General features: G+C 44.7%; 27 protein-coding genes. 14 read left to right on the top strand and 13 right to left on the bottom strand.

Translation table 11 applies throughout. The features are described 5' to 3' along the window. From A3729_RS20850 to cobO, 3 genes are all read left to right on the top strand, one after another. Window positions 1–912, top strand: a 912-nt coding sequence (locus A3729_RS20850; protein ID WP_068634237.1) for an iron ABC transporter permease, incomplete at its 5' end; no start/stop codon positions are given. A 9-nt stretch (window positions 913–921) separates the two neighbouring features. Then, the gene (locus A3729_RS20845; RefSeq protein ID WP_082865058.1) at window positions 922–1,782 is read left to right on the top strand and encodes a cobalamin-binding protein; all 861 of its coding nucleotides are present in this window, start codon (window positions 922–924) and stop codon (window positions 1,780–1,782) included. Window positions 1,783–1,821: 39 nt separating this feature from the next. Next, a complete protein-coding gene (cobO, locus tag A3729_RS20840; RefSeq protein ID WP_082865318.1) occupies window positions 1,822–2,430 on the top strand; it encodes a cob(I)yrinic acid a,c-diamide adenosyltransferase in 609 nt (202 codons plus the stop codon). Between the two features lie 29 nt (window positions 2,431–2,459). Here the strand turns inward: cobO and A3729_RS20835 are convergent, their stop codons facing one another. The 4 genes from A3729_RS20835 to flgA all read right to left on the bottom strand — a co-directional run bounded on the left by A3729_RS20835 (window position 2,460) and on the right by flgA (window position 4,788). Next, a complete protein-coding gene (locus tag A3729_RS20835; RefSeq protein ID WP_231872240.1) occupies window positions 2,460–3,083 on the bottom strand; it encodes a class I SAM-dependent methyltransferase in 624 nt (207 codons plus the stop codon). A gap of 37 nt (window positions 3,084–3,120) precedes the next feature. Then, on the bottom strand, window positions 3,121–3,594 hold the full coding sequence (locus A3729_RS20830) for a flagella synthesis protein FlgN (protein ID WP_068507235.1): 474 nt from the start codon (window positions 3,592–3,594) through the stop codon (window positions 3,121–3,123). Window positions 3,595–3,624: 30 nt separating this feature from the next. Further along, a complete protein-coding gene (flgM, locus tag A3729_RS20825; protein ID WP_068507233.1) occupies window positions 3,625–3,927 on the bottom strand; it encodes a flagellar biosynthesis anti-sigma factor FlgM in 303 nt (100 codons plus the stop codon). A gap of 90 nt (window positions 3,928–4,017) precedes the next feature. Further along, entirely contained in the window at window positions 4,018–4,788 is a 771-nt protein-coding gene (gene flgA, locus A3729_RS20820; RefSeq protein WP_068634236.1) for a flagellar basal body P-ring formation chaperone FlgA, read from the bottom strand. A 202-nt stretch (window positions 4,789–4,990) separates the two neighbouring features. Between flgA and A3729_RS20815 the strand changes: the two genes are divergently transcribed. Both A3729_RS20815 and A3729_RS20810 read left to right on the top strand, forming a co-directional pair. Beyond that, window positions 4,991–5,935, top strand: a complete 945-nt coding sequence (locus A3729_RS20815; protein WP_068507228.1) for a chemotaxis protein CheV — start codon at window positions 4,991–4,993, stop codon at window positions 5,933–5,935. Window positions 5,936–5,969: 34 nt separating this feature from the next. Next, on the top strand, window positions 5,970–6,806 hold the full coding sequence (locus A3729_RS20810; protein WP_068507226.1) for a protein-glutamate O-methyltransferase CheR: 837 nt from the start codon (window positions 5,970–5,972) through the stop codon (window positions 6,804–6,806). Between the two features lie 10 nt (window positions 6,807–6,816). Here the strand turns inward: A3729_RS20810 and A3729_RS20805 are convergent, their stop codons facing one another. Beyond that, window positions 6,817–7,596: an ABC transporter substrate-binding protein gene (locus A3729_RS20805; protein WP_068507224.1), complete on the bottom strand. Its 780-nt coding sequence runs from the start codon at window positions 7,594–7,596 to the stop codon at window positions 6,817–6,819. Window positions 7,597–7,864: 268 nt separating this feature from the next. On the opposite strand from A3729_RS20805, the gene A3729_RS20800 reads away from it, so the two are divergent. Further along, the gene (locus A3729_RS20800) at window positions 7,865–8,185 is read left to right on the top strand and encodes an antibiotic biosynthesis monooxygenase (RefSeq protein ID WP_068507222.1); all 321 of its coding nucleotides are present in this window, start codon (window positions 7,865–7,867) and stop codon (window positions 8,183–8,185) included. A 56-nt stretch (window positions 8,186–8,241) separates the two neighbouring features. Here A3729_RS20800 and A3729_RS20795 read toward each other — a convergent pair whose 3' ends face one another. From A3729_RS20795 to A3729_RS20760, 8 genes are all read right to left on the bottom strand, one after another. After that, window positions 8,242–10,248 (bottom strand): acetoacetate--CoA ligase, encoded by a 2,007-nt coding sequence (locus A3729_RS20795; protein ID WP_068507221.1) that lies wholly within the window; start codon window positions 10,246–10,248, stop codon window positions 8,242–8,244. 21 nt (window positions 10,249–10,269) lie between these two features. Further along, window positions 10,270–11,157 (bottom strand): hydroxymethylglutaryl-CoA lyase, encoded by an 888-nt coding sequence (locus A3729_RS20790; protein ID WP_068507219.1) that lies wholly within the window; start codon window positions 11,155–11,157, stop codon window positions 10,270–10,272. 8 nt (window positions 11,158–11,165) lie between these two features. Next, window positions 11,166–11,951, bottom strand: a complete 786-nt coding sequence (locus A3729_RS20785; protein WP_068507218.1) for an enoyl-CoA hydratase-related protein — start codon at window positions 11,949–11,951, stop codon at window positions 11,166–11,168. Between the two features lie 59 nt (window positions 11,952–12,010). Next, window positions 12,011–13,618 (bottom strand): carboxyl transferase domain-containing protein, encoded by a 1,608-nt coding sequence (locus A3729_RS20780; protein WP_068507216.1) that lies wholly within the window; start codon window positions 13,616–13,618, stop codon window positions 12,011–12,013. A gap of 70 nt (window positions 13,619–13,688) precedes the next feature. After that, the gene (locus A3729_RS20775) at window positions 13,689–14,846 is read right to left on the bottom strand and encodes an isovaleryl-CoA dehydrogenase (RefSeq protein WP_068511075.1); all 1,158 of its coding nucleotides are present in this window, start codon (window positions 14,844–14,846) and stop codon (window positions 13,689–13,691) included. A gap of 39 nt (window positions 14,847–14,885) precedes the next feature. Beyond that, on the bottom strand, window positions 14,886–15,266 hold the full coding sequence (locus A3729_RS20770) for a MerR family DNA-binding transcriptional regulator (RefSeq protein WP_068511073.1): 381 nt from the start codon (window positions 15,264–15,266) through the stop codon (window positions 14,886–14,888). 123 nt (window positions 15,267–15,389) lie between these two features. After that, window positions 15,390–16,076, bottom strand: a complete 687-nt coding sequence (locus A3729_RS20765) for a transglutaminase-like cysteine peptidase (protein WP_082865153.1) — start codon at window positions 16,074–16,076, stop codon at window positions 15,390–15,392. Between the two features lie 6 nt (window positions 16,077–16,082). Further along, window positions 16,083–16,727 (bottom strand): type II secretion system protein N, encoded by a 645-nt coding sequence (locus A3729_RS20760; protein ID WP_068511072.1) that lies wholly within the window; start codon window positions 16,725–16,727, stop codon window positions 16,083–16,085. Window positions 16,728–17,231: 504 nt separating this feature from the next. On the opposite strand from A3729_RS20760, the gene gspE reads away from it, so the two are divergent. From gspE to gspL, 8 genes are all read left to right on the top strand, one after another. After that, window positions 17,232–18,716 (top strand): type II secretion system ATPase GspE, encoded by a 1,485-nt coding sequence (gene gspE / locus A3729_RS20755; RefSeq protein WP_068511084.1) that lies wholly within the window; start codon window positions 17,232–17,234, stop codon window positions 18,714–18,716. A gap of 2 nt (window positions 18,717–18,718) precedes the next feature. Then, window positions 18,719–19,930: a type II secretion system inner membrane protein GspF gene (gene gspF / locus A3729_RS20750; protein ID WP_068511069.1), complete on the top strand. Its 1,212-nt coding sequence runs from the start codon at window positions 18,719–18,721 to the stop codon at window positions 19,928–19,930. Between the two features lie 82 nt (window positions 19,931–20,012). Continuing rightward, window positions 20,013–20,450: a type II secretion system major pseudopilin GspG gene (gene gspG / locus A3729_RS20745; RefSeq protein ID WP_068511068.1), complete on the top strand. Its 438-nt coding sequence runs from the start codon at window positions 20,013–20,015 to the stop codon at window positions 20,448–20,450. Between the two features lie 31 nt (window positions 20,451–20,481). Then, the gene (gene gspH, locus A3729_RS20740; RefSeq protein WP_068634235.1) at window positions 20,482–21,111 is read left to right on the top strand and encodes a type II secretion system minor pseudopilin GspH; all 630 of its coding nucleotides are present in this window, start codon (window positions 20,482–20,484) and stop codon (window positions 21,109–21,111) included. After that, window positions 21,111–21,521 (top strand): type II secretion system minor pseudopilin GspI, encoded by a 411-nt coding sequence (gene gspI / locus A3729_RS20735; RefSeq protein WP_068511063.1) that lies wholly within the window; start codon window positions 21,111–21,113, stop codon window positions 21,519–21,521. The genes gspH and gspI overlap by 1 nt, the downstream gene beginning before the upstream one ends. After that, window positions 21,521–22,252 (top strand): type II secretion system minor pseudopilin GspJ, encoded by a 732-nt coding sequence (gene gspJ / locus A3729_RS20730; RefSeq protein ID WP_068511061.1) that lies wholly within the window; start codon window positions 21,521–21,523, stop codon window positions 22,250–22,252. The genes gspI and gspJ overlap by 1 nt, the downstream gene beginning before the upstream one ends. Beyond that, the gene (gspK, locus tag A3729_RS20725; RefSeq protein WP_068511059.1) at window positions 22,252–23,268 is read left to right on the top strand and encodes a type II secretion system minor pseudopilin GspK; all 1,017 of its coding nucleotides are present in this window, start codon (window positions 22,252–22,254) and stop codon (window positions 23,266–23,268) included. The genes gspJ and gspK overlap by 1 nt, the downstream gene beginning before the upstream one ends. A 40-nt stretch (window positions 23,269–23,308) precedes the next feature. After that, the coding region (gene gspL, locus A3729_RS20720) for a type II secretion system protein GspL (protein ID WP_068634234.1) at window positions 23,309–24,342 on the top strand (1,034 nt) is incomplete at its 3' end.

The following is a 24,342-nucleotide window of genomic DNA, read 5'->3' as shown; positions in this document are numbered from 1 at the left end:
GCCGAAATCATTAGTGTTATTACGGGTGAGGCATCGGCAGACCCTATCCATGAGCAAGTACTACTCGATCTGCGTCTTCCACGCCTGATACTTGCTTTCTTTGCGGGGGCTGGTTTGTCTTTAGCCGGTGCAGTTCTGCAAACGGTTACTCGAAATCCGCTGGCTGACCCTTATTTGTTTGGTATTTCCTCAGGCGCCTCATTTGGCGCTGTGCTGGTCATTGCCGCAGGTGGAGCTAGTTCAATGCTAAGTGATGCTGGTCTGTATGATCTCGGTATCACTGCTGGAGCGTTTATTGGCAGTGCTGTGTCGGTTATTCTGGTTATCTCTCTTTCGGGTATGGGGGCGCAAATTGAACGAATGTTATTAGCCGGCGTTGCGGTTTCTTTTATGTTCAGCGCGGCAACGAGCTTGGTTTTATATATGGCTGATGCTCAAGCCGTTGCATCGCTTATTTTTTGGACTATGGGTAGTTTTAGTAAAGCTCACTGGGGAGCATTATGGATGCCGTCTTTAGTTATTCTTATTTGTATCGCAATATTTTTTGCCAATCACCGGCGTTTGCGTGTCATGCTTGCGGGGGATGAAAGTGCGACCGCATTAGGAGTGGATGTAAAGCGTTTGCGAATTTCTATGTTATTGCTTAGTTCTTTGTTAACGGCAACGTTGGTTGCAAATTGTGGTGGCATAGGCTTTGTTGGTTTAATGGTGCCCCATATTGTTAGAAGGTTGCTAGAGCGCCGGAGTAAGCACGTTTTAACGGCGTGTGTATTATTGGGTGGTTGTTTCATGGTATGGGTTGATGTGCTTGCACGTACCTTGATCGATAATAATGAGCTACCCGTTGGTGTCATTACAGCAGCAATTGGTAGTGCCTTCTTTCTTCTGGTTCTTCGTCGTCGAGGATGGTAAATCGTGCTTATGTTCAGAGTACTTAATCTATTGCTTTTGCTAGTCTTGGCTTTTCAAGCTTCCTTGTCTCATAGTGACGAAACTTCCCACGCACCCTTTGTTGCAAAGCGAATCGTAGCGCTTTCTCCACACTCAGTTGAGTTATTATTTTCTCTAGGTGCTGGAAGTAGAATCGTAGCAACGACAAGCTATGCTGATTTTCCTGATGAAGCTAAGAGAATACCTCAGGTCGGTGGTTACAATGGGATTCAACTTGAGAGTGTGCTCGCCTTAAAACCGGACTTGATTGTTGCTTGGGAAGGAGGCAATCCTGCCGGTGATATTGATCGCCTAGAACGCTTGGGCTTAAAGGTCTATCGTAGTGAAACCAAGCGTATGGCAGATATTGAAACGGAAATCATAGAGCTGGGGGCCTTGACTGGGCTGAATGCGAAAGCCGCGGAGCTCGTTGCAACGTTTAAGCAAGACTGGCAGGGCATACAGAAAGAGAATCATCATAAAGCGCCAATAAGCTTCTTTTACCAGTTGTGGAATGAGCCCTTAAGAACGATAGGTGCGGGCAGCTGGATCAATGAAATTTTAACGAGTTGTGGTGGAGTAAATATATTTGATGATACTTCGCTAGATTATCCGCAAGTGAGTCTAGAGGTTATTCTCAAGGCGAAACCTAAAGTGATCATTGTTCCTTCGCATCATGGTGCAGAATTGGGCGATGCACAACAATGGGCTACCTGGCGCGAGATTCCAGCAGTAAGAAATCAGCATATATTTTCCGTGAATGGTGACGTAATGCATCGTTTTTCACTTCGCGTGATTGATGGAATGAAGTCCGTTTGCAGTGCTTTAGATCAAGTCAGAGCCCGCTCATAAAATAAATAATCTAACCTACCTTCCTGAAGGAGTACGACCTTGGAAAAGCAAGATAAAAATGCTTCACATAAAAAGAAGATGCAAAAACAAAAGGCCAATGTAGACGCTAATATCGAGGCAGCCAATATTGAACGTGGTGTCTTAATAGTGCTTACAGGAAATGGCAAGGGAAAGAGCAGTTCTGCTTTTGGCATGGTTTTGCGGGCCTTGGGCTATGACCATAAGGTTGGAGTAGTACAGTTTATCAAGGGGGCACAGCTTTCAGGTGAAGAGCTTTACTTAAAAAACAAATTGCCAGATGTAGACTTCTATCAAATGGGGACTGGCTTTACCTGGAACACGCAAGATCGAGAAGCAGATATCGAAGCGGCCGAAAAAACCTGGAAGGTAGCGGAGAAAATGCTTGCAGATGACAGCTACAACTTGGTCGTGCTGGATGAGCTGACCTATATGATTGCCTATAAATACCTTGAAGAAGAACGAATTCTTTCTGCTTTGCGAGATAGGCCTTTTGAGCAAAGCGTGATTGTTACCGGACGAGGTGGTGGCTCTGCGTTGCAGGAGTTAGCTGATACGGTATCAGAGATTAAAGAGATCAAGCACGCCTATAAGGCGGGCGTTAAGGCTCGTGAAGGGGTTGATTATTAGGCGCTGAGCAAAAGTAAATGAGTACTGTTTTATCTTTTGATTAGCAATACTGTGTCGTAAGAGATGACCTCTAGCTGGCAGTCGAACAATGCAGCAATATATTGAAAGGTTTTAACGGAATAGAAGCTGATGTGAGTTGGGTCTTTCGTATACTGCCAATTCACGATGCCTTGCTTTGGGGGTTGTTTTGTCATAATGCCCAAGACTCCTTTCTTTTTCAGCATCTTAAACAAGAGCTCAAATACCTCTTTTGGCTTGCTCAGATGTTCGACAACCTCTGTACTGGTAATAAAGTCGTAGCGGCCACTTAAAGGGCTTTTGTCTGGCATGTAGAAAGGATCGTACTCTTCTACGTTAAAGCCCTTTTCACGCATCATGATTGATAAAGTTGGTCCGGGTCCGCAGCCGAAATCAAGCCCATTGGCAAAGGGTTCTAGTTGAGATATCAGCGGCATAGATAACTTCTCTAGAAAGCGCCGATATCCTTTGTCTTCGGGGTTGTTTTCATGCAAATCATAGATTGATTTTTCATACCCGGGCGAGATGTGAAACTGCTTAGGAACAAATATCAGGTCACAGTGCGCACAGTTAAGGTATTCTCTGTCTACTTTGCTGTGTGAATCTCGGTGAATAGCCCTTGTTTCTTTTGACAAGCATAAAGGGCATTCATGAGTAGTTGGGGGTGGGGTATCAGGCCTGGCCAATGCGATGGGTGGATCCGTAACTTTGCTCTTTACCTTGTTGGCCATAAAGATTTTGCGTTTTGTTTTGGCCGCGGATGATTGTCATCAACTTATTCGTGCGCTGTAAGGAGCGACTAATAATGCTTCCGTTGACCTGGTTAGTATCTTTGCATTGTTGCATTTTCTCGCGGGAAGTTTGCCATAAGTTAACTAAATCATCATCATTTAGTGTTTGTAGCTTTTCCTCAACGTGTCCAGGTTTAATGCCAAGCCCAGACTCGGCTATTAACCTGGCCTTAATTTTTCCGCGAGACTCTAATTGTTGGACAGTTTGAGTTTTGTGTTTGGATAATAGAGAAATTTGATCGGTGTTGCGCGTTGTTAGGGTTTGCTTTTCTTGGTCCAAGAGCTTCTTTAAGGTATCTAGATCGACAATATCTTGACGGAGTAAGTTCTTAAGCTGCTCGGTAAACTCTGACATAGTAGACCTCATTGGAGTAATTAATGATAATTACCCCAAATCAAGCATTTTTCGAGCCAAGTTATCAGAGTCTGGCTGATATTCACCACGTTCTATACGAGCTTTTACCTCATCGACGCGGCTTTGGTTTACTTCAGGCAGTGATTTAATCTCTGCTTCAATGCGAGCAAGATTTTGTGCCGAGGAGCTAAAGCTAACGCTGTCTTTAGCATTTTCGCTTGAAGGGGGCTGCCCTTGAGCGGGGTTACTAATGCTCTCAACAGACTTTCCAGCCTGATTTCGTTTGGGGCCATCTGTGCGATTAGAGCCAATGCCATTTATATCAATATTCATGGTGATGCATCCTTAAATCTTTCTATGCCTAATATATCGGCATGCGATCTTAATACTTTAGCTAAATCTTACAGTAAATTATGTTTTTTTCTAAAGTGTTATTATTACAAGGCCGGGCTCACTTACGCGAGCCTTTACAACACGCTTCGACTGCAGGTTTTGTACGGGTATTTGCTGCCCCAACGCCCCGTCAGTCATAGCGGTGCCGTTCATTCTAACCGAAATTGCACTATTGCTGGCAACGATTACAACATTATCGCCGCGCTTAACCAGCTTTGGCGGTGTTAAATGGCCAGGTTGAATTGTTGATCCGGGCCTAATTGAGCGCCGAGCTACCATACCTTCGACGTCAGATAGCTGTTGATAATGTGAATAGTGTGTTCGGTTAATAACTATTTCTTCTAGGTTGATGTCATTTATAGAGATCACTTGGCCACGCCGGATACCCCCCGTTGCGACAACTGTATGAGCGTAAAGGTCGAATTCTGAGCCAATATAGAGTTTCCAAGGTTTAAGACCTTCGCAGCGAATCTCGATTGTTATTCGGTTTTGTGTGAGAGGAGGGCGATTCAGCTTAAGTTGTGGCTGCTCGCTACATGTTTTGTTTTTGTGGTATGGATCAATATTGCCGACCCTGTATTCTGAGCGGTAACCTTTGTCCGCATAATCAGCGGCTAACTGCTCAAGGTATGCCGAGACTAGCGTTTTAAGGTCGAAGTTATTGTCTGAGGTTTCATTCTTTGCTAATTCTTCAGGCGCAGCGTGACTATGCTTATTCTCCAAAGTTACGGTCTCGCTCCCGATAACTAGTGTGCTCAGAAAAAGAAGCGGTAACCAGAATATTTGCCTACTAATTTTCATTTTATGTCCTATGCTATTGTTAGCTGTGCAAAAAATTAAAAAGCACGTGTAATAACAAGTACTTTATTGCGTAAACTGAGTGTTGCGTCAAAAGTACAAATCGTTGCTCAGGGTTTTACCTATTTGCTTAAGTATCAAGCATTCTGCTAAATACTTAAGCAAGTAACATACCGCTCTGAACATCGTTAGGGGAGCTATATATATGGCCGGTATTCTGGACAGTGTTAACCAACGAACTCAGCTCGTTGGGCAGAATCGACTGGAATTATTGTTGTTTAAGCTTCAGGGTCAGCAGATATACGGAATTAACGTTTTTAAGGTTAAAGAAGTATTGCAGTGCCCTAAGTTAACTATGATGCCACAACGACATCCTGTTGTTCGCGGTGTCGCGCATATTCGTGGTGGAACTATCCCTATTATGGATATGGGGATGGCAACAGGACAGATGCCGATTGCGGAAGAGACAATTCCCAATAGCTTTGTCATTATTACTGAATACAACAGAAAGACTCAAGGCTTCCTGGTTGGTGATGTTGAACGTATCGTTAACCTTAATTGGGAAGAGATTCATCCGCCGCCAAAGGGTGCCGGACGCGAAAATTACCTGACTGCCGTCACTCGTATCGATAATAAGCTTGTAGAAATTATCGATGTAGAGAAGATTCTTTCTGAAGTGGCGCCTGTAGAAGAAACCGTTAACGAAGAGTTCGTAGAACAGGTGTGTGAACGTAATAGTGAATCGCCGCCTACCGTTCTGGTCGCTGATGACTCGGTGGTTGCGCGTAAGCAAATACAAAACTGCCTACAAGCTATCGGCATTACAGTAATTACCAAGAATGATGGTAAACAGGCCTACGATTATCTAAGGGAACTTGTGGCGGACGGGTCACACCTTAATGATCATATTGATTTGATGATTTCAGACGTAGAGATGCCAGAGATGGATGGCTACACCTTGACGACCTTATGTAAGGATGATCATCGTTTAGCACCACTTTATATTATGCTGCACACTTCATTGAGTGGTGTGTTTAACCAGGCAATGGTAGAAAAAGTTGGTGCCGATGACTTTATGGCCAAGTTTAGTCCGGATGAACTTGCGGAAAAAGTGATGGATATCATTGATCGTATCAAGACGAAAGCTTAGATGTACAGCGCAACATGCTCGTTAAAGGGTGGCTATGCAATTAGATAGTTCAGCTCAGGAGTATCACTTATTCCGCACCTTTCTAGAGGAAGCGTGCGGGATATTGTTGGGTGAAAATAAGGCTTATCTAGTGAGTAGTCGCCTCAAGCCTGTGATGGCAAAGCATCAGATTGCAAGCCTAAGTGAGCTCGTGTCCAAGCTTAAGAGTATTTCACATCGCAATCTCAGAGAAGAAGTGATTGATGCGATGACTACAAATGAAACTTTATGGTTTCGAGACTCTCATCCTTTTACTGTTCTAAAAGAAAAAATCTTCGTTGAAGCAGATAAGCAGAATACTATTGCACCCTTGAAAATATGGTCAGCAGCATGCTCAACAGGTCAAGAGCCTTATTCGATCTCTATCATTGCGAAAGAGTTTCAAGAGTCTAAGCCCGGTAGATTGAAGGGGGGGGTAAAGGTTGTCGCGACAGATATCTCACCGACAGTGCTTGCTAACGCGAAGTCTGGTATCTATGAGATGTTGGCGCTTGGGCGCGGAATGTCTGAGCAACGCTTGAAGAAGTGTTTTAGTTCGCTTGAAGATGGTCGTTGGCAGATTAAACCTGAGTACAAAACTAGCATTGATTTTCAGTTGTTAAACTTGATGGAAGGTTACGGTCGAGTTGGAACTAATCTCGATGTGGTTTTTTGTAGAAATGTCTTGATCTATTTCTCACCTGAATTAAAACGAAAGATTCTGGTCAAAATACATAGTGTTTTGAAGAAGGGAGGGTATTTGATCTTAGGTGCTTCTGAGTCACTTAATGGTTTATCGGAGTACTTTGAAATGATTCAGTGCCGCCCAGGAATTATCTATCGAGCGATTTAATTAACCTGGTTTATTCGCAAGTCCCCGCATAAGAGTCTCTATATTTACTCAAGATAGCCTGGTACTCACCATTACCCTGAATGCCCTCCAAGCCCTTATTGAACTTTTGGATTAATGTCCTATCCATCGATCGAATTACTCGAGAAGTGGGGGGAGCAATATTGTCGAAGCTAAATTCCAGGGATTGATATTTCCTGCTGTTTTTGTGTTTGCTGGAAAAAATATTTCGATCCGAAATAGCAATGTCAATGCGCTTCATTGCGAGCATGTCGAGTTGTTTTAATTGATCAACATCCTCAGTGTACTTCTTGTTATTCTGAGTCATAAGCTGAAAGTCTTGGCCCAAGGTAGTGCTCGCACTTTTGAAAGCCCAAATATGCTTGTCATAGTAATCATATATAGTTTTAAGTTGTAGGTTCTGGCTAGCGAGTGAGATGGCACAGTCCACATAGTCAAGTGTTTTGTGGCTCGTGGAAATACCCGGCAAATTGGAAGAATAGATCGTATTTGATTGATTTGAAACAATTGCGTCGATGCTGCCACTTTTAACTAACTCTATTGCGCGTAGGTAATGGACATTCTCAATACTAATTGATTCGTAGCCTGCTTGGGTAAGTGCGCTATAGATAATGTCACGTTCAATACCGCTTTTTTTATCCTGGCTTAAGTATGGGGGCATTGAAAAAGTAAAGGCCAAAGAAATAGCTACTTGATCTTGTTTGTTAGCGAGGGCGGTCGTGGTGCTGAGTAACAGATAAAGTAACGTGGCTTTCGAAATAAATGCTCGCATTATCGTGTATCCGTATCCGGAGAAATCATAGGAAAATTATAGTTTGAATTTGCTGGATGTCCAACTTAGGCATTTTTTTGCCAACCTCGTTTTGGCTTCTCGAGTTAAAAAATCTAGCCAATTTTTCTTGATTTGAAGAGCAAAAAATAGTTTATTTGAACTGTAGCTTTTACCCGCAGGGCGCGGGCAAAATTTATGGTTAGTAAGTTGAAGCTGGGAACGTGTTTTTTCACTACAGAAACTGTTTTTACAAGGAGCAATAAGCAGAATGGACGCAATTGTAGGCACACCGCAACCTCCCTATTACTCTGTCATTTTTACCTCAGTACTTAGTAGCGATGATAAGGAATACTCTAACACATCTCTTCGTATGGAAGCGCTTGCCAGTGAGCAAGACGGGTTTTTGGGCTTAGAGTCAGCACGTGACTCACTAGGTGTGACGGTTTCCTATTGGCGTGATCTGGAATCGATTAAAGCGTGGAAAGATAATCTAGAACATACTGCAGCACAGTCTTTAGGAAAGGAGCGCTGGTATAGAGACTATAAAGTCAGGGTTTCACGTGTGGAACGCGATTACGGTTTATTGTAAAGCGCCTATTATCAATAGAGAAGATTGCCTTCTCTATTGATTTTATAGTCATTGTGCTAGTCGCTTTTCAGGGCCGCTAAGTTGCTATATAAGTTTAATGCCTCTGGGTTTGCCAATGCTTCTATATTTGTAAGCTCTTTGCCGTGCACGACATTTCTAACGGCTAGCTCGACAATTTTTCCACTCAATGTTCTGGGAATGTCCGTGACTTGAAGAATCTTATTGGGCACATGCCTTGGTGTAGTATTCTCGCGGATACTTCGTTTTATCTTATCGATAAGCTGCGTGTCTAGTGTTAAACCTTCTTGTAAACGAACAAAGAGAATGACACGAACATCATCTTGCCATTCTTGGCCGATAGCAATTGACTCAAACACTTCCTCAACCTTTTCAACCTGACGATAAATCTCAGCAGTACCTATTCGAACACCGCCAGGGTTAAGGATTGCATCAGAGCGGCCGTGAATGATTACGCCGGTTTGGGTTGGTGTTCCATTATCTGCTTCGTGGACAATAAGCTCTCCGTAGTCCCCATGAGCCCATGTGTTGTCAAAGCGTTTAAAGTAAGCGCTTTGGTATTTTTCGTTATTTTTGTCATTCCAGAAACCGGTTGGCATGGAAGGGAAGGCTTGCTTACAAACAAGCTCTCCTTTTCCTTGTGTAAGGCTAGTTCCATCATCATCTAAAAATTGTACGTCCATCCCTAAGCCAATGCATTGAAGCTCACCTTTGTATACTGGAAGATTCGGGTTTCCTAGCGCAAAACAAGAGATGATATCTGTGCCCCCGGAAATACTAGAGACGCATACGTCCGTCTTAATGTCGCGGTAAATATATTCAAAACTTTCGTGGCTCAAGGGGGAGCCGGTTGATAAGAATGCTTCGACGCTATCAAGTTGGTGGCTATGCTTCGGCGACAGACCAAACTTCTCACAGGCAGCGTAATACTTGGCACTAGCCCCAAAAATATCGATACCTTCTTCGTCTGCAATATCAAGCAGGCTGGTTTGTTCTGGGTGGAATGGTGAGCCGTCATACAACACTAGCGTAGCACCTAAGGCTAGACCAGAAACGAGCCAGTTCCACATCATCCAGCCACAGGTTGTGTAGTAGAAAAGCTTGGTATTTGGCTTGACGTTGGTATGCAGTGCAAGCTCTTTGAGGTGCTGAATCAAGGTACCACCAGCGCTATGTACAATGCATTTGGGTTTGCCTGTTGTTCCTGATGAATAGAGGATGTACAGCGGTGCCGAAAAGGGCATTTGCGTGAATGACAATGCGCTGTTGTCCTCTACCTTCATTACATCCGCCCAGGTATGAAATGAATCACCAAGGGCTTCTTTGTCGCTATCTTTTGGCTTGAGATAAGGAATCAGTATGCAGGCTTCTAATTCGCTTAGACCTTTCTGGACGGCTTTAACACGTTCAAGGCTGCTGATAGTTTTATTTCCATAGTAATAACCGTCTGTAGCAAAAAGGACTTTAGGACGAGTTTGTTCGAAGCGATCGAGCACGCCTGTTACGCCAAAATCGGGTGAACAGGATGTCCAGATTGCACCGAGGCTACTTGTAGCAAGCATGGCAATCACCGCATAGCAACTATTTGGTAGGAAGCCGGCTACCACATCGCCTTTTGCTACGCCCACTTGCTTAAGATATGTGGCACACTTATTAACCTGCTGGAGTAGTTCCTGGTAACTAAGCTCTGTTCTAAGGCCATGCTCGCCACGTTCAACAATCGCTATCGATGCAGGGCTGCTTTCAGCTTGGCGCAACAGATTCTCGGCAAAGTTCAAGGTCGCATTTGGAAACCATTGCGCACCCGGCATCTTGTCTTCATTAAGCAAGGTGAGTTCGCCTTTATGACCTTTGACATCAAAGAAATCCCACAGCTGTGACCAGAATGCCTGCTTATCAGAGACAGACCAACGATAGAGTTGATCGTAGCTTTCAAATGAATGTTCGCTTTGCTGATTTAGATAAGACATGAATCGAGTCAGTTCTGTCTGCGATATGCGGTCTATGCTAGGTTGCCAAAGGCATTCGTTATTTTGCTGATTCATGTCGTGCTGTTCCGAGTCTGGTTATTTTAATGCGAGCGCTACTTTTGATTGATTAGTTCGGCCAATTGCATTGCAAATTCTGTTTCCTGCTTCAATGAGCTTGTCTAGCTCAATACCTGTTTCCATGCCAGCCCCCTGGAGCATATAAACGGTGTCTTCTGTGCTGACATTTCCAGAGGCTCCGGTTGCATAGGGGCAACCACCTAAGCCAGCTACTGAGGTATCGAAAGTTCTGTAGCCTAACTCTAGGGCTGCGTATTGATTGGCAAGCGCTTGGCCGTAGGTATCGTGAAAATGGCAGGCTAGTTGATTGGTCGAGAAGTGTCTCAATAGTTGAGAGAGCAGCGTTTTTATTTGAACGGGCGTACCAATGCCAATTGTATCGCCGAGTGATACCTCGTAGCAGCCCATGCTCAGCAGGCGCTCACAGACTTTAGTAACATTTTCAGGCGAAGTGATGCCATCGTAAGGGCAGGCGATAATGCAAGAAACATAAGCTCGAACGCGCAAATTATCCTGCTTGGCCTGGGTAATAAGTGGCTCGAAACGAGCAATGCTTTCATCAATGCTGCAGTTGATGTTTTTCTGAGTAAAGCCTTCTGAAGCTGCAGTAAATATGGCAACCTCATCCACATTGACAGATTTGGCTGCTTCATAACCCTTGAGGTTTGGGGTGAGAGCTGAGTAACAGATATCATCTCTGCGACTTAGCTTTGTGAAAACCTCTGCACTACTGGCCATCTGGGGAACCCACTTGGGTGAAACAAAGCTACCGGCCTCTATTTGCTTCAGTCCAGCCTTGCCAAGCTGTTCGATTAAGGCGAGTTTATCTTCCAAGCTTACGATTCCAGCTTCGTTTTGTAGCCCGTCACGCGGACCCACTTCAACAATTCTTACTTGATCACTCATGCTTGTGTTTACTCCTTATTGCTCTTAATCCAAGGAGCTGGCTGCTTATCGAAAAATGCCTTCAATCCATTTTGACCTTCTTCCGATACGCGTAAGTCAGCAATAAGCTGGCTGGTGCGTTCACTTAAGTCTTCAGGAGCTTGCACTATGTCAGCCACTAGCTGCTTGGCTGCAATACTGGCTTGCGGGCCAGTTGTTAAAATTTGTTCAACAATAGCCTGTACTTGCTCATCTAATTGTTCAGTTGCTACAACTTCATGGACAAGTTGATAACCCTTTGCTGCTTGAGCCTTAAATACTTCAGCAGTTAAGAATAGTCTTTTTGCGATGCGAGGGCCGATGGCTTCAACAACAAAAGGCCCGATGGTGGCAGGTGCTAAACCGAGTTTCGTTTCGCTTAAACAGAAACGTGATTTCTCATCGGCGATGGCAATGTCGCTGCACGCGATAAGCCCGATTGCTCCACCGTAGGCGGCTCCTTGTACGCGTGCTATTGTGGGAATCCTAAGATCGTTTAACTCTTGCATAAGCGCAGCAAGTTGGCGTGCATCGTGAAGGTTGTCTTCATGACTTAGCGTTGCCATACGTTTCATCCAGGCTAAGTCAGCCCCGGCGCAGAAATGTTTGCCATCAGCTTTGAGTACCATAACGCGCGCATCTGAGTCGTTGACTGTTTTTATATGTGCGCGTAGTTCGGTAATTACCTGGTCATCGAAAGCGTTGTGCTTTTCAGGGCGCGATAAGCAAAGGGTGGCGATTTGCTTATCAAATTGAAGAGTACTTGCTGGCTGCATGGTTAATATCCTGATTCATTGAATTGTACCTTATGAGTAATTTGAGTGATCGCTCATACTTACATTCTAAATACGCCAAACTCGGTATCTTCTATTGGTGCGTTTAGGCTAGCTGAGATTGCGACGCCAAGAACTTTTCGAGTGTCGCTAGGCTCGATTATGCCGTCATCCCATAAGCGTGCACTGGCATAATAAGGGTGTGCCTGTTTTTCAAACTGTTCGATAATCGGTTGCTTGAGTGCTTGTTCTTCTTCATCAGACCAAATGATGCCACGTTTAGCCAAACTATCTCGTTTAACTTGTGCCAGAACGCCTGCAGCCTGTTCGCCACCCATTACTGAAATACGTGCATTTGGCCACATCCATAGGAATCGTGGATGATAGGCTCTCCCGCACATGCCGTAATTTCCGGCACCAAAACTTCCGCCAATAATGATCGTAAACTTCGGAACTTTAGCGCAAGCGACGGCCATGACCATCTTTGCCCCATGCTTGGCGATACCGCCTTCTTCAAACGATTTGCCAACCATAAAGCCGGTGACATTTTGTAGGAAGATCAAAGGGATCTTACGTTGGCAGCATAGTTCAATAAAGTGCGCGCCTTTTTGAGCTGACTCAGAGAACAAAATACCGTTGTTAGCAATAATACCTACCGGGTTTCCATATATATGTGCAAAGCCGCAAACGAGTGTTTCACCAAAGTATTGCTTGAACTCTGAAAAGTCAGAATTATCAACGATTCGAGCAATGACCTCTCGCACGTCGTAAGGGGTTTTTAGGTCAGATGGAACCACTCCGTTAATTTCATTTTCCGGGTACTTAGGTGGTTTTGCTGGGCGAGTAGCCATTTGTTTTGGCTTCTGCCAATTAAGATTTGATACACATTCTCGAGCGATCTGGATAGCATGCTCTTCACTGTCGGCATAATGATCAGCAACACCAGAGGTTTTGCAATGCACATCAGCGCCGCCCAGGTCTTCTGCGCTAACTTCTTCACCGGTTGCAGCTTTAACTAGCGGTGGGCCTGCTAGAAAGATTGTACTGTGGTTGCGAACCATTATGCTTTCATCGGCCATTGCAGGGACGTAAGCGCCACCTGCGGTACACAATCCAAGTACAACGGCGATTTGTGGAATCCCTTTGGCAGACATGTTGGCCTGTCGATAGAAAATGTTGCCAAAGTCATCCTCGTCCGGAAAGACTTCATCCTGATTAGGGAGGTTTGCGCCACCTGAATCTACAAGGTAGACGCAGGGTAGGCGATTCTCTTCAGCGATGGTTAAGGCGCGGAGATGTTTTTTAACCGAAAGAGGGTAGTAAGTGCCTCCTTTAACCGTCGAATCGTTGGCAACAATCATGCACTCAGTGCCATTGATTCGGCCTATGCCAGTAATTGCACCGGCAGAGGGAACCTTTTCATCGTATACCTCATGGGCAGCAAGTTGAGATAACTCAAGAAATGGTGAGCCGGGATCAATTAATCTCGTGACTCGGTCTCTGGGTAAAAGCTTTCCTTTAGCTAGGTGGCGCTTTACCGCTTCAGGCCCGGCGCTATTTGCGGTGGCCTGAATGGTTTCACGCAGCCCAGTCACCAGCTCGTCCATCGCAAGCTTTCTTTCTTTAAACTGTGCGCTTAAAGCGTCTGTGTTGGATTGTATAACGGTCATAAATGATTCTATCCATCGATAGCCTTAGCAATATTTGCTAAGGCTTGGCTTTAATTAACGAGGCAGGGTGTTAACGCGTTTCCATAAATAATTCGCGGCCGATTAGCATACGACGAATCTCGGAAGTTCCGGCACCAATTTCATAGAGCTTCGCATCTCGTAATAGGCGCCCAGCAGGGAACTCGTTAATGTAGCCATTGCCGCCAAGTATTTGGATTGCCTCCAAGGCCATTTTAGTTGCTGCTTCAGCGCTGTATAGAATGATACCGGCCGCATCTTTACGGGTGGTCTCACCTCGGTCACAGGCTTTAGCAACGGCGTATAAGTAGGCGCGGCTGGCATTGAGTGCTGTGTACATATCAGCCATCTTCCCCTGGATTAACTGGAACTCGCCGATCGACTGATTAAACTGTTTGCGTTCGTGGATATAAGGTATAACCAGGTCGAGGCAAGATTGCATAATGCCCGTTGGCCCACCTGATAGCACGACACGTTCATAATCGAGGCCGCTCATTAGTACTTTAACGCCCGCATTTTCAAGACCAAGAACATTTTCAACAGGGACTTCGACATCTTGAAATACCAGTTCGCAGGTGTTTGAACCGCGCATACCCAGCTTGTCTAGCTTAGGAGACCGACTAAAGCCCTTCCAGTCACGCTCGACGACAAAGGCAGTTATACCGTGCGGGCCTTTCTCTGGCGCCGTTTTAGCGTAAATGACATAGGTGTTAGCGTCGGGCCCGTTGGTAATCCACATCTTGCTACCGTTGAGAACATAATGGTCACCGCGTTTTTCGGCTTTAAGTTTCATGCTCACAACGTCACTACCAGCGTTCGGCTCACTCATTGCGAGTGCACCAATGTGCTCACCCGAAATAAGCTTCGGTAAATACTTTTCTTTTTGTTCTTGGCTACCGTTACGGTTGATTTGGTTAACACATAAATTTGAATGAGCGCCATAACTAAGGCCAATCGATGCGCTGCCGCGGCTGATCTCTTCCATTGCCAGTACATGAGCAAGGTAGCCCATGTTTGTGCCGCCAAACTCTTCCGGTACGGTCATGCCCAATAGACCCATTTCACCAAGTTTAGGCCAAAGCTCGTTAGGGAACTCGTTATCACTATCGGTCTTTGCAGCGATGGGCGTAATCTCACTTGCGACGAAGTTAGAGACCTGGTCTCTGAGCATGTCATTGGTTTCACACAAATCAAAATTTAGTAATTGCATGGTTGGCCTCACATTTCTATTTATTCGGTAAGAGATTGTTTATGTCTTTTGTTTATTTATCGCGTCTATGCACCGAGACTCGGCTTCATCAAGTTCGAGCTGCATAACACGAATATCTTCAACCTGTTGCTTTAAGACTTGTCTGCGCTCATTAATTTTATCGAGCAGGCGTCGTAATTGAACTTGGTTTGCACCACTTGGGTCGTACAACTGAATGAGTTCTTTTGACTCGGCAAGCGATAAACCAAGGCGTTTGCCTCGAATAATCAGTTTTAGTGTGACTCTGTCGGCATCTGAATAAATTCGCGTTTGTCCCTTTCGGGTAGGGTGCAGAAGTCCCTCTGCTTCATAAAAGCGTATGGTTCTGGTGGTGACATCGAACTCGCGAGACAGTTCGCTAATGCTGAATTGTTGGCTCATTCTATCAACCCTTTTTGGCCAATTTACTTTAGCTATCATGATATACTTACGTTGACGTTAACGTCAACATTGTGTGGTCTAGTGACAAAATTGTGTTGTGGTGGGTTAAAGGGTGGGTGATGCTTATTTCAGTAACTTATAATGTCTGTTCAATAGCTCTACCCAGCTTTCCAGCTTATCTGCATTGCCAATGCGTTTACCTTCCTGACCTCTAATCTTCGAAAGCCATAAGCCTTCACCGTTGAAGCTGTATACAGGTGCCAGGTCGGTACGTTGGCCTGCTGGTTTTATTTCATTAATCAGGTTGTCGAGAATGAGGGGTTCAGCGTCTGGAGTCGGGTAATAGGCGAGGACCATGTGAGCCTGGTTCAGCTCAAGCGCTTTGACGTAGGTGATTTTTATCATGTCATCAGGGATTCCCATTTCCCGAAGCGTAAAGTACTTTGCAATTGAGAAGTCCTCACAGTCGCCAGCATTGGTTGCCAAAAACTCTAATGGCGTTGCCCAATAATCTTCCTTATTCCATTGTTCTTGATCGGATACGAACTTCACTCTATTAAAGAACTGGTTTACAAGTTTTAGCTTTTGTTGATGGGTAATGTTTTGTTTGTAATTAGCGATTCTTTCCCATTGCTGGAGTCGGCTAACAGCGTCCTGGCCGAAGCGCTGGTCAATAAAATCGAGAACTTTAGAGTTAAGGTCTAGGGCTGAGGCGCAGGTCGTAATAAAAAAAATTATGACAACCCGCTTGTAAATCGGGGTCCTTAAAAGAGTGAGGCCTAAGCAATAGCTATTGAATATCGGAGTCATTGTGACTTATTGGTTTACTCTATTTTTAAGCATTCGCTTCCGAAGTTTGCTTAAACGGTCTTTTATGCCCTGCGTTCTGCCCGGGTTTGCTGCGCGAGTTGTAATGATGGGGTTGTTTTCGGTGTTCTCTGTTTCCTCAATTTCAGGATCATCCACTGGCTCATAGCTTTCAAAGCCAATAGGGCGCTGTTCGACAAATACCAGGTTTTCTAATCGCCCAGAGCGTTCTAATACGACACGATCTGGATAAACTTGTTTAAGTGTTGCACCGCCCGGCAGTTCGTCATTTATTCGATAGTTTAAGGTTTGTTTATCTGGTCCTTGGATAAGGGCGCTGGCATTGTCAGTATTACCGCTTGCCATGACGCCCGTAAGCAGAAGTTTTAGGCTAGTTTTTGGGAGGTCTTTGGCGACTGGTTTTGGTTTGCTTATGGCCTTGTTAACGTCGCCAAACAGGCTGAACTTGGAGATGTTGTGAGTTTTTTGCGGCTTGTTAGTATTTGTTTGCGCGACACTGCTAGAGGGGGTTGTAGGCTTAAGATCTTTTTTAAGGTCTTGGATGAAAATAGGGGCTAGTTGTATATAAATACTTCCGCAAATAAGTGCGCATAATGCGAGCGCTGATATTAAGGGAAGCCGGTTAAACAACATGTTAATAAACCTGGATTAGTCGTCGCTGTCACAGTTTCGCAATGTTTCAGCCGTGATCATTTATATTTATGTCTTAGCCATTATAGTAGCACAAGATCTAGCTTTGCTTATGTAAGAGTCTTCAAAAAATGGTTTTACTGTAGCGCTTTTTTTATGGGGTTCTGTCAGGGTATTTTGGTATTTCATAGGACTTAATTTTGCTTATCCTGACAAAATATATGAATTAGTTAATAAAGAGCGTGTTTTTGCGTTTATATTAGTCTTACGATGTTTTAATGTAATCGTCTATTGTTTATAAGATTAAGACAATACAATGCTCGTCTTACTTAAGTTAAATGCTTAATTTAGCTTGCTCGTGGGATTATGAATAATACTAACCTGGCGGACCGAATTTAAGGGGTTACCGTGATAGAAGAGTCTCAACATAATAGTGCTGATGCAGCGGATATTCCGACTTTAGAAGAGTCCGGCACCGCATCCGGCTCTGTTGAAGATACTGGTTTAATGCTTCCATTTGAGCGGTTGCCATTCTCCTTTGCTAAGAAGCAAGGGATAGTATTGTTGAAAAATCAAAATAACGAGTATGAGATTCTTTATCGGGCGGGTCTTAGCTCCCAGGCTTTTGCAGAAGTAAACCGTCTAACTTTTGGTGAGGTTCCTTTTCAACAAGTTGATGAGGCAGAGTTCGACGAAGCTTTAGGGCTTGCTTACCAAAATGACTCTGCAGAAGCAATGCAGATGGTCGAAGGTCTGGGCGACGATATGGATCTGGCCAGCTTGGCAAACTCGGTTCCAGAGACCGAGGACTTATTAGAGCAAGAAGATGATGCGCCGATCATCAGACTAATTAATGCTATTTTGACCGAAGCAGTAAAAAATGATGCTTCAGATGTGCATATAGAAACATTTGAAAAACAGCTTGTCGTTCGCTTTAGAGTGGATGGAGTCTTGCGAGAAATCGTTAAACCCAAGCGCGCACTAGCGCCTTTGCTGGTGTCTCGTATCAAGGTTATGGCAAAACTCGATATTGCTGAAAAGCGTGTACCTCAAGATGGTCGAATTTCATTGCGTGTTGGTGGCAGAGAAGTGGATATCCGTGTATCGACAATGCCTTCAGCGAACGGAGAGAGAATCGTACTTCGTTTACTTGATAAGAACGCAGGGCGTTTGTCTCTCGATATCCTAGGAACATCGGAGCGTGACTCAGATGTTTTAAAAAGTATTCTGGCGAGGCCCCATGGCATATTACTGGTTACCGGGCCAACCGGTTCTGGTAAGACCACTACGTTGTACGCGGGTCTATCTCATATTAATGACCGCAGCCGTAACATTCTGACGGTTGAAGACCCTATAGAATACAACTTGCCAGGTATTGGGCAGACCCAGGTTAATACTAAAGTGGATATGACTTTCGCCCGAGGCCTTAGAGCGATCCTTCGTCAAGACCCTGATGTGGTAATGATTGGTGAGATCCGTGATATCGAAACAGCTGAAATTGCGGTTCAAGCCAGTTTGACCGGCCACATGGTGCTATCAACCTTGCATACTAATAGTGCCGTTGGCTCTATCACCCGATTGATGGATATGGGGGTTGAGCCTTTCCTGATTAGCTCGAGCCTTGTTGGTATTATGGCACAGCGCTTGGTTCGTGTTCTGTGTACCTCCTGTCGTCAACCCTACGAGCCTGATGACAGCGAATGCGAATTTCTGCATATAGAGCACGGGCCTGGCCAATCGAAACCTCCTATCTACAAAGCAAAAGGTTGCCCAGAGTGTAATCATCTTGGTTATAAGGGCCGTATTGGTATCTACGAACTTGTGCAAATAGATGAACAGATGCGTGAGCTTATTCATAGCAAAGCCGGTGAGCTAGAGCTTGAAACTTATGCACGTAAGTGTGGTCCAAGCATACATGATGATGGTATTCAGAAGGTGTTGGCTGGCGTTACCACGATTGAAGAAGTGGTAAGGGTGACCCATCGGGGATAGTCATGGCTGCATTTGAGTACAAGGCGCTTGACCAAAAGGGCAAGCAAAAAAAAGGTGTAATAGAGGCGGACAGCGCTCGGCAGGTTCGACAGCAACTGCGCGAAAAAGGTTTAGCTCCGCTTGAAGTTGAACAAAGTTCTGAGAAAAAGAGCAATAGCGGTGGCGGTTCCTCAAGGCGTAGGTTGAGTGTCAAAGAGCTGTCGTTACTTACCCGTCAGATCGCTACGTTGATTCAGTCAGGTATTCCTATTGAAGAGACGCTTAGTGCGGTGGCTAGTCAAAGCGAGAAAACAAACGTTCGTAGTATGTTGCTGGCGGTTAGAGCAAAAGTACTAGAAGGTTATACGCTTGCCGATAGCCTTGCTGAATTCCCGGCTGCTTTCCCTAATCTTTATCGCTCTACGGTTGCTGCAGGCGAGCATGCCGGTCACCTTGACCTGGTGCTTAACCGGCTGGCCGATTATACCGAAGCACGTCAACAAGCACGCCAAAAGATACAGCTGGCTGCGATATACCCTGTAATACTTTGCTTCGTTGCTGTTTCAATCGTTGTATTTCTATTGACCTATGTTGTGCCAGATATCATTGAGGTGTTCGTTAACAACGGACAAGACCTACCATCACTGACTCAGGGCCTTTTAGCCGTGAGCGATTTCTTGGGTGACTGGGGTTTGCTGATACTCATTATCCTTATCTTGGCCGGTATGGGCTTTAAGGTCATGCTAAAGAAAGATGGCTTCCGCTTTGCGTATCATAAGCGCTTGTTAGGTATGCCATTTATTCAAAAGATTTCGAGGGGCTCCAATACCTCTCAATTTGCTAGTACGCTTAGTATCCTTAATAGTAGCGGCGTGCCTTTAGTTGATGCGATGCGCATATCTTCCGAGGTCTTAACAAACGATTGCCTCAAAGCATCCTTAGCTGAAGCAGCGCAGAAAGTGAGTGAAGGTGCAAACTTGCACAATTCTCTTGAGCAAACAGGCTACTTTCCACCAATGATGATTCATATGATCGCCAGCGGCGAGTCTAGTGGCGAGTTGGATGAAATGCTTGAAAGAACAGCACGGCATCAGGAAAGCGATCTGCAAGGACTAATCGAAACAATCGTTGGTTTGTTTGAACCGCTCATGTTGCTCTTTATGGGCGGCGTGGTTTTGGTCATTGTCTTGGCGATTATGTTGCCTATATTGAATATGAGTAATTTGGTTGCATAGATTTTGGTATAAAATCGTCGGCCACTTTGGTTGTGCAGTTATCACAAGAAATTATAAATACCTACTTAGATAAGGAAGTAAGATGAAACGTTCACATGTTAAGCAATCCGGTTTCACGCTAATCGAGATAATGGTGGTCATGGTGATCCTAGGTCTTTTAGTGGCGGTTGTGGCACCCAATATTCTTGGCCGAGGCGAAGAAGCCAGAATTGGCGTCGCTAAAACCCAGATCCGTAATATTGGTAATGCTTTAGATATGTATAAGCTAGATAACTTCTCTTACCCAAGTACGGAACAAGGTTTGGAGGCACTAGTTAATAAACCTTCCGGTTCACCAGAAGCAAAAAACTGGAGCAAGGATGGTTACCTTCCAAATGTTCCAATCGACCCATGGAAGAATGAGTATCAATATGTCAGCCCAGGTTCTGAAGGCCCTTATGATTTGTACTCTTTTGGTCCCGATGGGCGTGAAGGTGGTACAGATGGTGGTGAAGATATCAGCAATCACGATATGAATTAATCAGACGGCGTGATGGAAGAGTAAACATTATATGCTTCCCCTTAAGGGAATGTTCGCTAGGGTTAGGCCAGTGATCGGGTCTAAAACCTCAACCGTTAGCGGTCGTGGTTTTACTTTGATTGAGTTGCTGGTTGTTCTGGTTTTGCTTGGTTTAATCTCGTCTCTCGCCTTAATGACGGTTGGCGGTGGTAATCAGACGCGCGAAATGATCAACGAGGTAACTCGTATGCAAGCCTTGCTTCGTCTTGCTGCCGATGAGGCTATTTACTCCAATGAAGAAATTGGCGTATTGATTGAGGATGAAGGCTACGAATTTCTGGTTTGGGACGAAGAAGCTTCAAAGTGGGAAAGCTCTACTAAGCAAGCCTTACGACCCCGAAGTTTGCCCGAGTGGTTAACATTAGACTTTCAGCGGGAAGGGAAAGGGCGCGAAATCCTCGGCACCTCTGTATCAGGCGAGTATATCGGCAACACTGACACTCTGGAAATTGAAGAATCCTCAAAAAAACCTAGTTTTATGCTGCTATCCAGTGGTGAAGTTGATCAGTTTGTTATTGGTGTTCAACTCATGGGCGACAGCGATAGCCGGATCGAAATCAAGACTGATGAGCAAGGTGAGATTGTTGTACCCTTCCTGCAACAGGATGAGGATGCAGGCTAATGCATAGGTCTATCAGGCAACGTAATCTTTCTAAGATAACCAAGCATGCGGGCTTCACACTTTTAGAAGTAATGATGGCTATGCTGGTCTTCGTCTCGGTAGCCATGATTCAACAAGAGGTGACGGCATCAACCGTTAGCCAATATTTTAACGTAAGGCATAAGATAGTTGCTTCTTGGATTGCGGAAAATAAGATCACAGAGCTTCAGCTTTCAAAATCACTGCCTGCAATTAAAGAATATAAAGAAGAGATCGAGTTTGCGAATCAAGAATGGCAGGTGGTTTCTAAGGTTAGCAAAACAGCAAATGCCGATATCAACAAGCTCGACGTAGATGTCTATCTTATCGATGAGCAGAGTGGCGATAAGAGCAAAAAACTAACACTTTCCAGTATGTTAGGGCGCTACTAATGCTGGATTCCACCAAAATCAAGCAAGCCCTTGCATCTCAACAAGGCTTCACATTGCTAGAAGTCCTTATCGCGATAGGTATTACTGCATTAATTGGTTTGGGCGCCTGGCAGGTATTGAACTCAGCGATCACAAGTAGTGATCGTACTCAGGTTCATCTCGAAGAGCTGAATCAAATTCAAAAAGCAATGCTGATCGTTAAGCGCGACCTTTCGCAAGTCATTGGTCGTTCGATACGAGACGAGTATGGCGACTATCAAAACGCACTGGATAGCAGCTCTGATTTTTATAAAATCCAATTTAGCCGAGTAGGCTGGCGTAATCCTTTAGACGATAAGCGTTCCGAGATTCAACGTGTCGCCTACGAGCTGGATAGTGAAAAGCTTGTAAGGCACTACTGGACAGCGCTTGATCAGACTCAGGACAGTGAAAGCATTCGAAAGACTCTCTTAAACGATATTGAATCTCTTGATTTTCGTTTTTTGAATGAGAGCGATGCATGGGTGGGTAAGTGGCCTGTTGAATCGCTTGACAGCGAGACCACTTCACCTGACCCGCGTCAAACAAACAACAGCTTACCCAAGGCAATTGAAATCGAAATAGCACATAAACGCTTCGGCAAGGTGAAGCGCTTGTTTGAGGTAGGGAGCTATTTTTCCGGCAAAGAGCTTGAATTAAGTGGCGGCGCATCTTCAGATAACGGTCTTGATGGCCAGAAGGCTAAAGACTGATGCCTCTGCTATATAGAACATACGGTATTCAGTACCCATGCTCAGTTAAAAAACAGGGCGGGGTCGCCTTGATGATTGTCATCTTTGTTTTCGCATTAGTTTCTATACTGTCTGTCGGTATGTACAACAGACAGAGTATTTTTGTTCAGCAGGCCGGTAATTTATTTGCCCAGTCTCAAGCGTATCAATACGCGATTGGCTCCGAGTTATATGCAAAGTGGTGGCTAAAAGATGATTGGGATAATGATAAAGATGTAGAAAAAGAATTCTATGATGACCTAGCCTTTCTTGAGTCCTCTTTAACAAGACCCTATGAAGGTGCAATTGTTTCGTCACAGTTTAATGATGTTCAAGGGAAGCTGAATCTAAATGACCTAGTCAGTGTGACAGGGGAAGTTATCCCTGTAATGAAGGAACGCTTCACTCGTTTATTTAATCGTTTGGCGATCGAAACGGTAAAGCTTGAGCAAATTATTGACTGGCTTGATGAAAATCAGGACTCAAGTGGTTTTGATGGGGCGGAAGATGGCGAGTATTTGTCCTTAGACCCTCCTTATAGAAATGCTGGCCAGCCTATGCTCGATATATCAGAATTACGATTACTTCCCACAATCAGTAATGAAGACTTCAAAAAACTATTAGAGCATGTCACTGTATTGCCTCAGGGTTGGGCTCCCGTTAATGTAAATACTGCAACAGCGGAAGTTTTACAGAGTTTAAGTGAAACCCTTACTGATGCCCAGGCAGATAGCTTGGTAGAAGCTCGTCAGGATAAGGCCTGGAAGAATATTGACGAGTTTAAGGCTGAGACTTTAGTTGCGGATGGAAAAATAAACTTTAATTACATCGGGGTTCGATCTGACTTTTACGAGTTAGCGACCGAAGTGACACTTTCCGAGCGCACGGTCAGGTTAAGAAGTGTACTCTATCGGAGTAACGAAGACGGGTCTTTACAGGTTCTTAGTCGTAACCAGGGCCAAAAATATTTAATTACCAAAGAGCAAGTGGCGCTATAATAAAACGATTAGCGTCGTTCAAAACAGATAGAGTAAACTCATGCCAAATACATTGTTTGTAAGGCCACATAAAGTACATCAGGTAGAAGGAGCGTTATATGAATGGGCGCTCTATGATATTGCTGGTGAGCAACTTAAATATGGCGCGCGTTCGAGTCTGGAAATAATCGATCAGACCTTAATGCAGAATGGTATCGAGAATGTTGAACTGATTGCGCTTTGGCCTTCTTCAGCCGCCTTTGTAAGCGAAGTGAGTCTGCCAGGAGGTCAGGCTCGTTACCTGCAGCAAGCGCTACCCTTTGCAGTAGAAGAGCAGGTTGCGCAAGATATTGAGCAAATACATATTTGTTTGGGGCCAAAAAGCAAACGAGGCGCTTACTCGGTCATTAATATCGACCACTCTTTGTTCGAGTCAAATTTTCAGTCTTTTAATAGCGAAATGGCCGATATTCCTTTAGCTGGCGTGTATCTCGATGCGCAGTGTCTGCCTATTGCTGAAGATGACCTTAGTCTTTGTTTGTCTAGCGGCTCAGTAATCGTTCGTTCTCTCGAAGGAAAGATGATTTCCTTAAAGCCTGATAACCTCATTCCATATTTAGACAGTGTTTTTCTTGCGCCAAGTGAAGATGAGGAAGCACGCGAGCTTTCGATGAAGGTTTGGGTTGCAGCTGACTATATGGAAGCGGCTAAGATGTTGCTTGCTCAAATAGAGCAGTACCCACACCTGTCTATCTCAGTTGAGCAGTTTGGTTTAAGTGAATTTGAATTCCTATGTGAGTGCTATACACGTAATAAAACAACCCTGACAAATTTGTGCCAAGGCGATTTTGTGATTGCTCGTCAGTCTAGCGGGTCCTGGCATCGCTGGAGAGCTGTTGCAGCACTTGCTGGACTTGGGTTTTTACTGCAATTCGGCGTGTTTATTGGCCAGGGTATGTACTTTGAAGGGCAGGCTGATTCCGCTGGCCAAAGCGCATTAACAGCCTACCAAAAAATAGTACCCAACTCGAAACGGACAACACTTGGCAAATTGCCGCGTATTATCAAGGGTAAGCTTAACCAGCAGCGCCAGGG

The organism is Oleiphilus sp. HI0043 (assembly GCF_001634935.1).
The sequence above is the reverse complement of the archived record's forward strand: the minus strand, read 5'-3'. Positions and strand labels throughout refer to the sequence as shown.

Excerpts from the sequence above, each read along its gene's own strand:
- gspI (WP_068511063.1), top strand. The coding sequence starts at position 21,111 with ATGCATAGGTCTATCAGGCAACGTAATCTTTCTAAGATAACCAAGCAT.
- A3729_RS20810 (WP_068507226.1), top strand. The coding sequence starts at position 5,970 with ATGCAATTAGATAGTTCAGCTCAGGAGTATCACTTATTCCGCACCTTT.
- A3729_RS20795 (WP_068507221.1), bottom strand. The coding sequence starts at position 10,248 with ATGAATCAGCAAAATAACGAATGCCTTTGGCAACCTAGCATAGACCGC.
- A3729_RS20780 (WP_068507216.1), bottom strand. The coding sequence starts at position 13,618 with ATGACCGTTATACAATCCAACACAGACGCTTTAAGCGCACAGTTTAAA.
- gspJ (WP_068511061.1), top strand. The coding sequence starts at position 21,521 with ATGCTGGATTCCACCAAAATCAAGCAAGCCCTTGCATCTCAACAAGGC.
- flgM (WP_068507233.1), bottom strand. The coding sequence starts at position 3,927 with ATGAATATTGATATAAATGGCATTGGCTCTAATCGCACAGATGGCCCC.
- A3729_RS20845 (WP_082865058.1), top strand. The coding sequence starts at position 922 with ATGTTCAGAGTACTTAATCTATTGCTTTTGCTAGTCTTGGCTTTTCAA.
- A3729_RS20805 (WP_068507224.1), bottom strand. The coding sequence starts at position 7,596 with ATGCGAGCATTTATTTCGAAAGCCACGTTACTTTATCTGTTACTCAGC.
- A3729_RS20790 (WP_068507219.1), bottom strand. The coding sequence starts at position 11,157 with ATGAGTGATCAAGTAAGAATTGTTGAAGTGGGTCCGCGTGACGGGCTA.
- gspE (WP_068511084.1), top strand. The coding sequence starts at position 17,232 with ATGCTTCCATTTGAGCGGTTGCCATTCTCCTTTGCTAAGAAGCAAGGG.
- A3729_RS20775 (WP_068511075.1), bottom strand. The coding sequence starts at position 14,846 with ATGCAATTACTAAATTTTGATTTGTGTGAAACCAATGACATGCTCAGA.
- A3729_RS20770 (WP_068511073.1), bottom strand. The coding sequence starts at position 15,266 with ATGAGCCAACAATTCAGCATTAGCGAACTGTCTCGCGAGTTCGATGTC.
- A3729_RS20785 (WP_068507218.1), bottom strand. The coding sequence starts at position 11,951 with ATGCAGCCAGCAAGTACTCTTCAATTTGATAAGCAAATCGCCACCCTT.
- gspF (WP_068511069.1), top strand. The coding sequence starts at position 18,719 with ATGGCTGCATTTGAGTACAAGGCGCTTGACCAAAAGGGCAAGCAAAAA.
- A3729_RS20800 (WP_068507222.1), top strand. The coding sequence starts at position 7,865 with ATGGACGCAATTGTAGGCACACCGCAACCTCCCTATTACTCTGTCATT.
- A3729_RS20815 (WP_068507228.1), top strand. The coding sequence starts at position 4,991 with ATGGCCGGTATTCTGGACAGTGTTAACCAACGAACTCAGCTCGTTGGG.
- gspG (WP_068511068.1), top strand. The coding sequence starts at position 20,013 with ATGAAACGTTCACATGTTAAGCAATCCGGTTTCACGCTAATCGAGATA.
- gspH (WP_068634235.1), top strand. The coding sequence starts at position 20,482 with ATGCTTCCCCTTAAGGGAATGTTCGCTAGGGTTAGGCCAGTGATCGGG.
- flgA (WP_068634236.1), bottom strand. The coding sequence starts at position 4,788 with ATGAAAATTAGTAGGCAAATATTCTGGTTACCGCTTCTTTTTCTGAGC.
- A3729_RS20760 (WP_068511072.1), bottom strand. The coding sequence starts at position 16,727 with ATGTTGTTTAACCGGCTTCCCTTAATATCAGCGCTCGCATTATGCGCA.
- gspK (WP_068511059.1), top strand. The coding sequence starts at position 22,252 with ATGCCTCTGCTATATAGAACATACGGTATTCAGTACCCATGCTCAGTT.
- A3729_RS20765 (WP_082865153.1), bottom strand. The coding sequence starts at position 16,076 with ATGACTCCGATATTCAATAGCTATTGCTTAGGCCTCACTCTTTTAAGG.
- A3729_RS20830 (WP_068507235.1), bottom strand. The coding sequence starts at position 3,594 with ATGTCAGAGTTTACCGAGCAGCTTAAGAACTTACTCCGTCAAGATATT.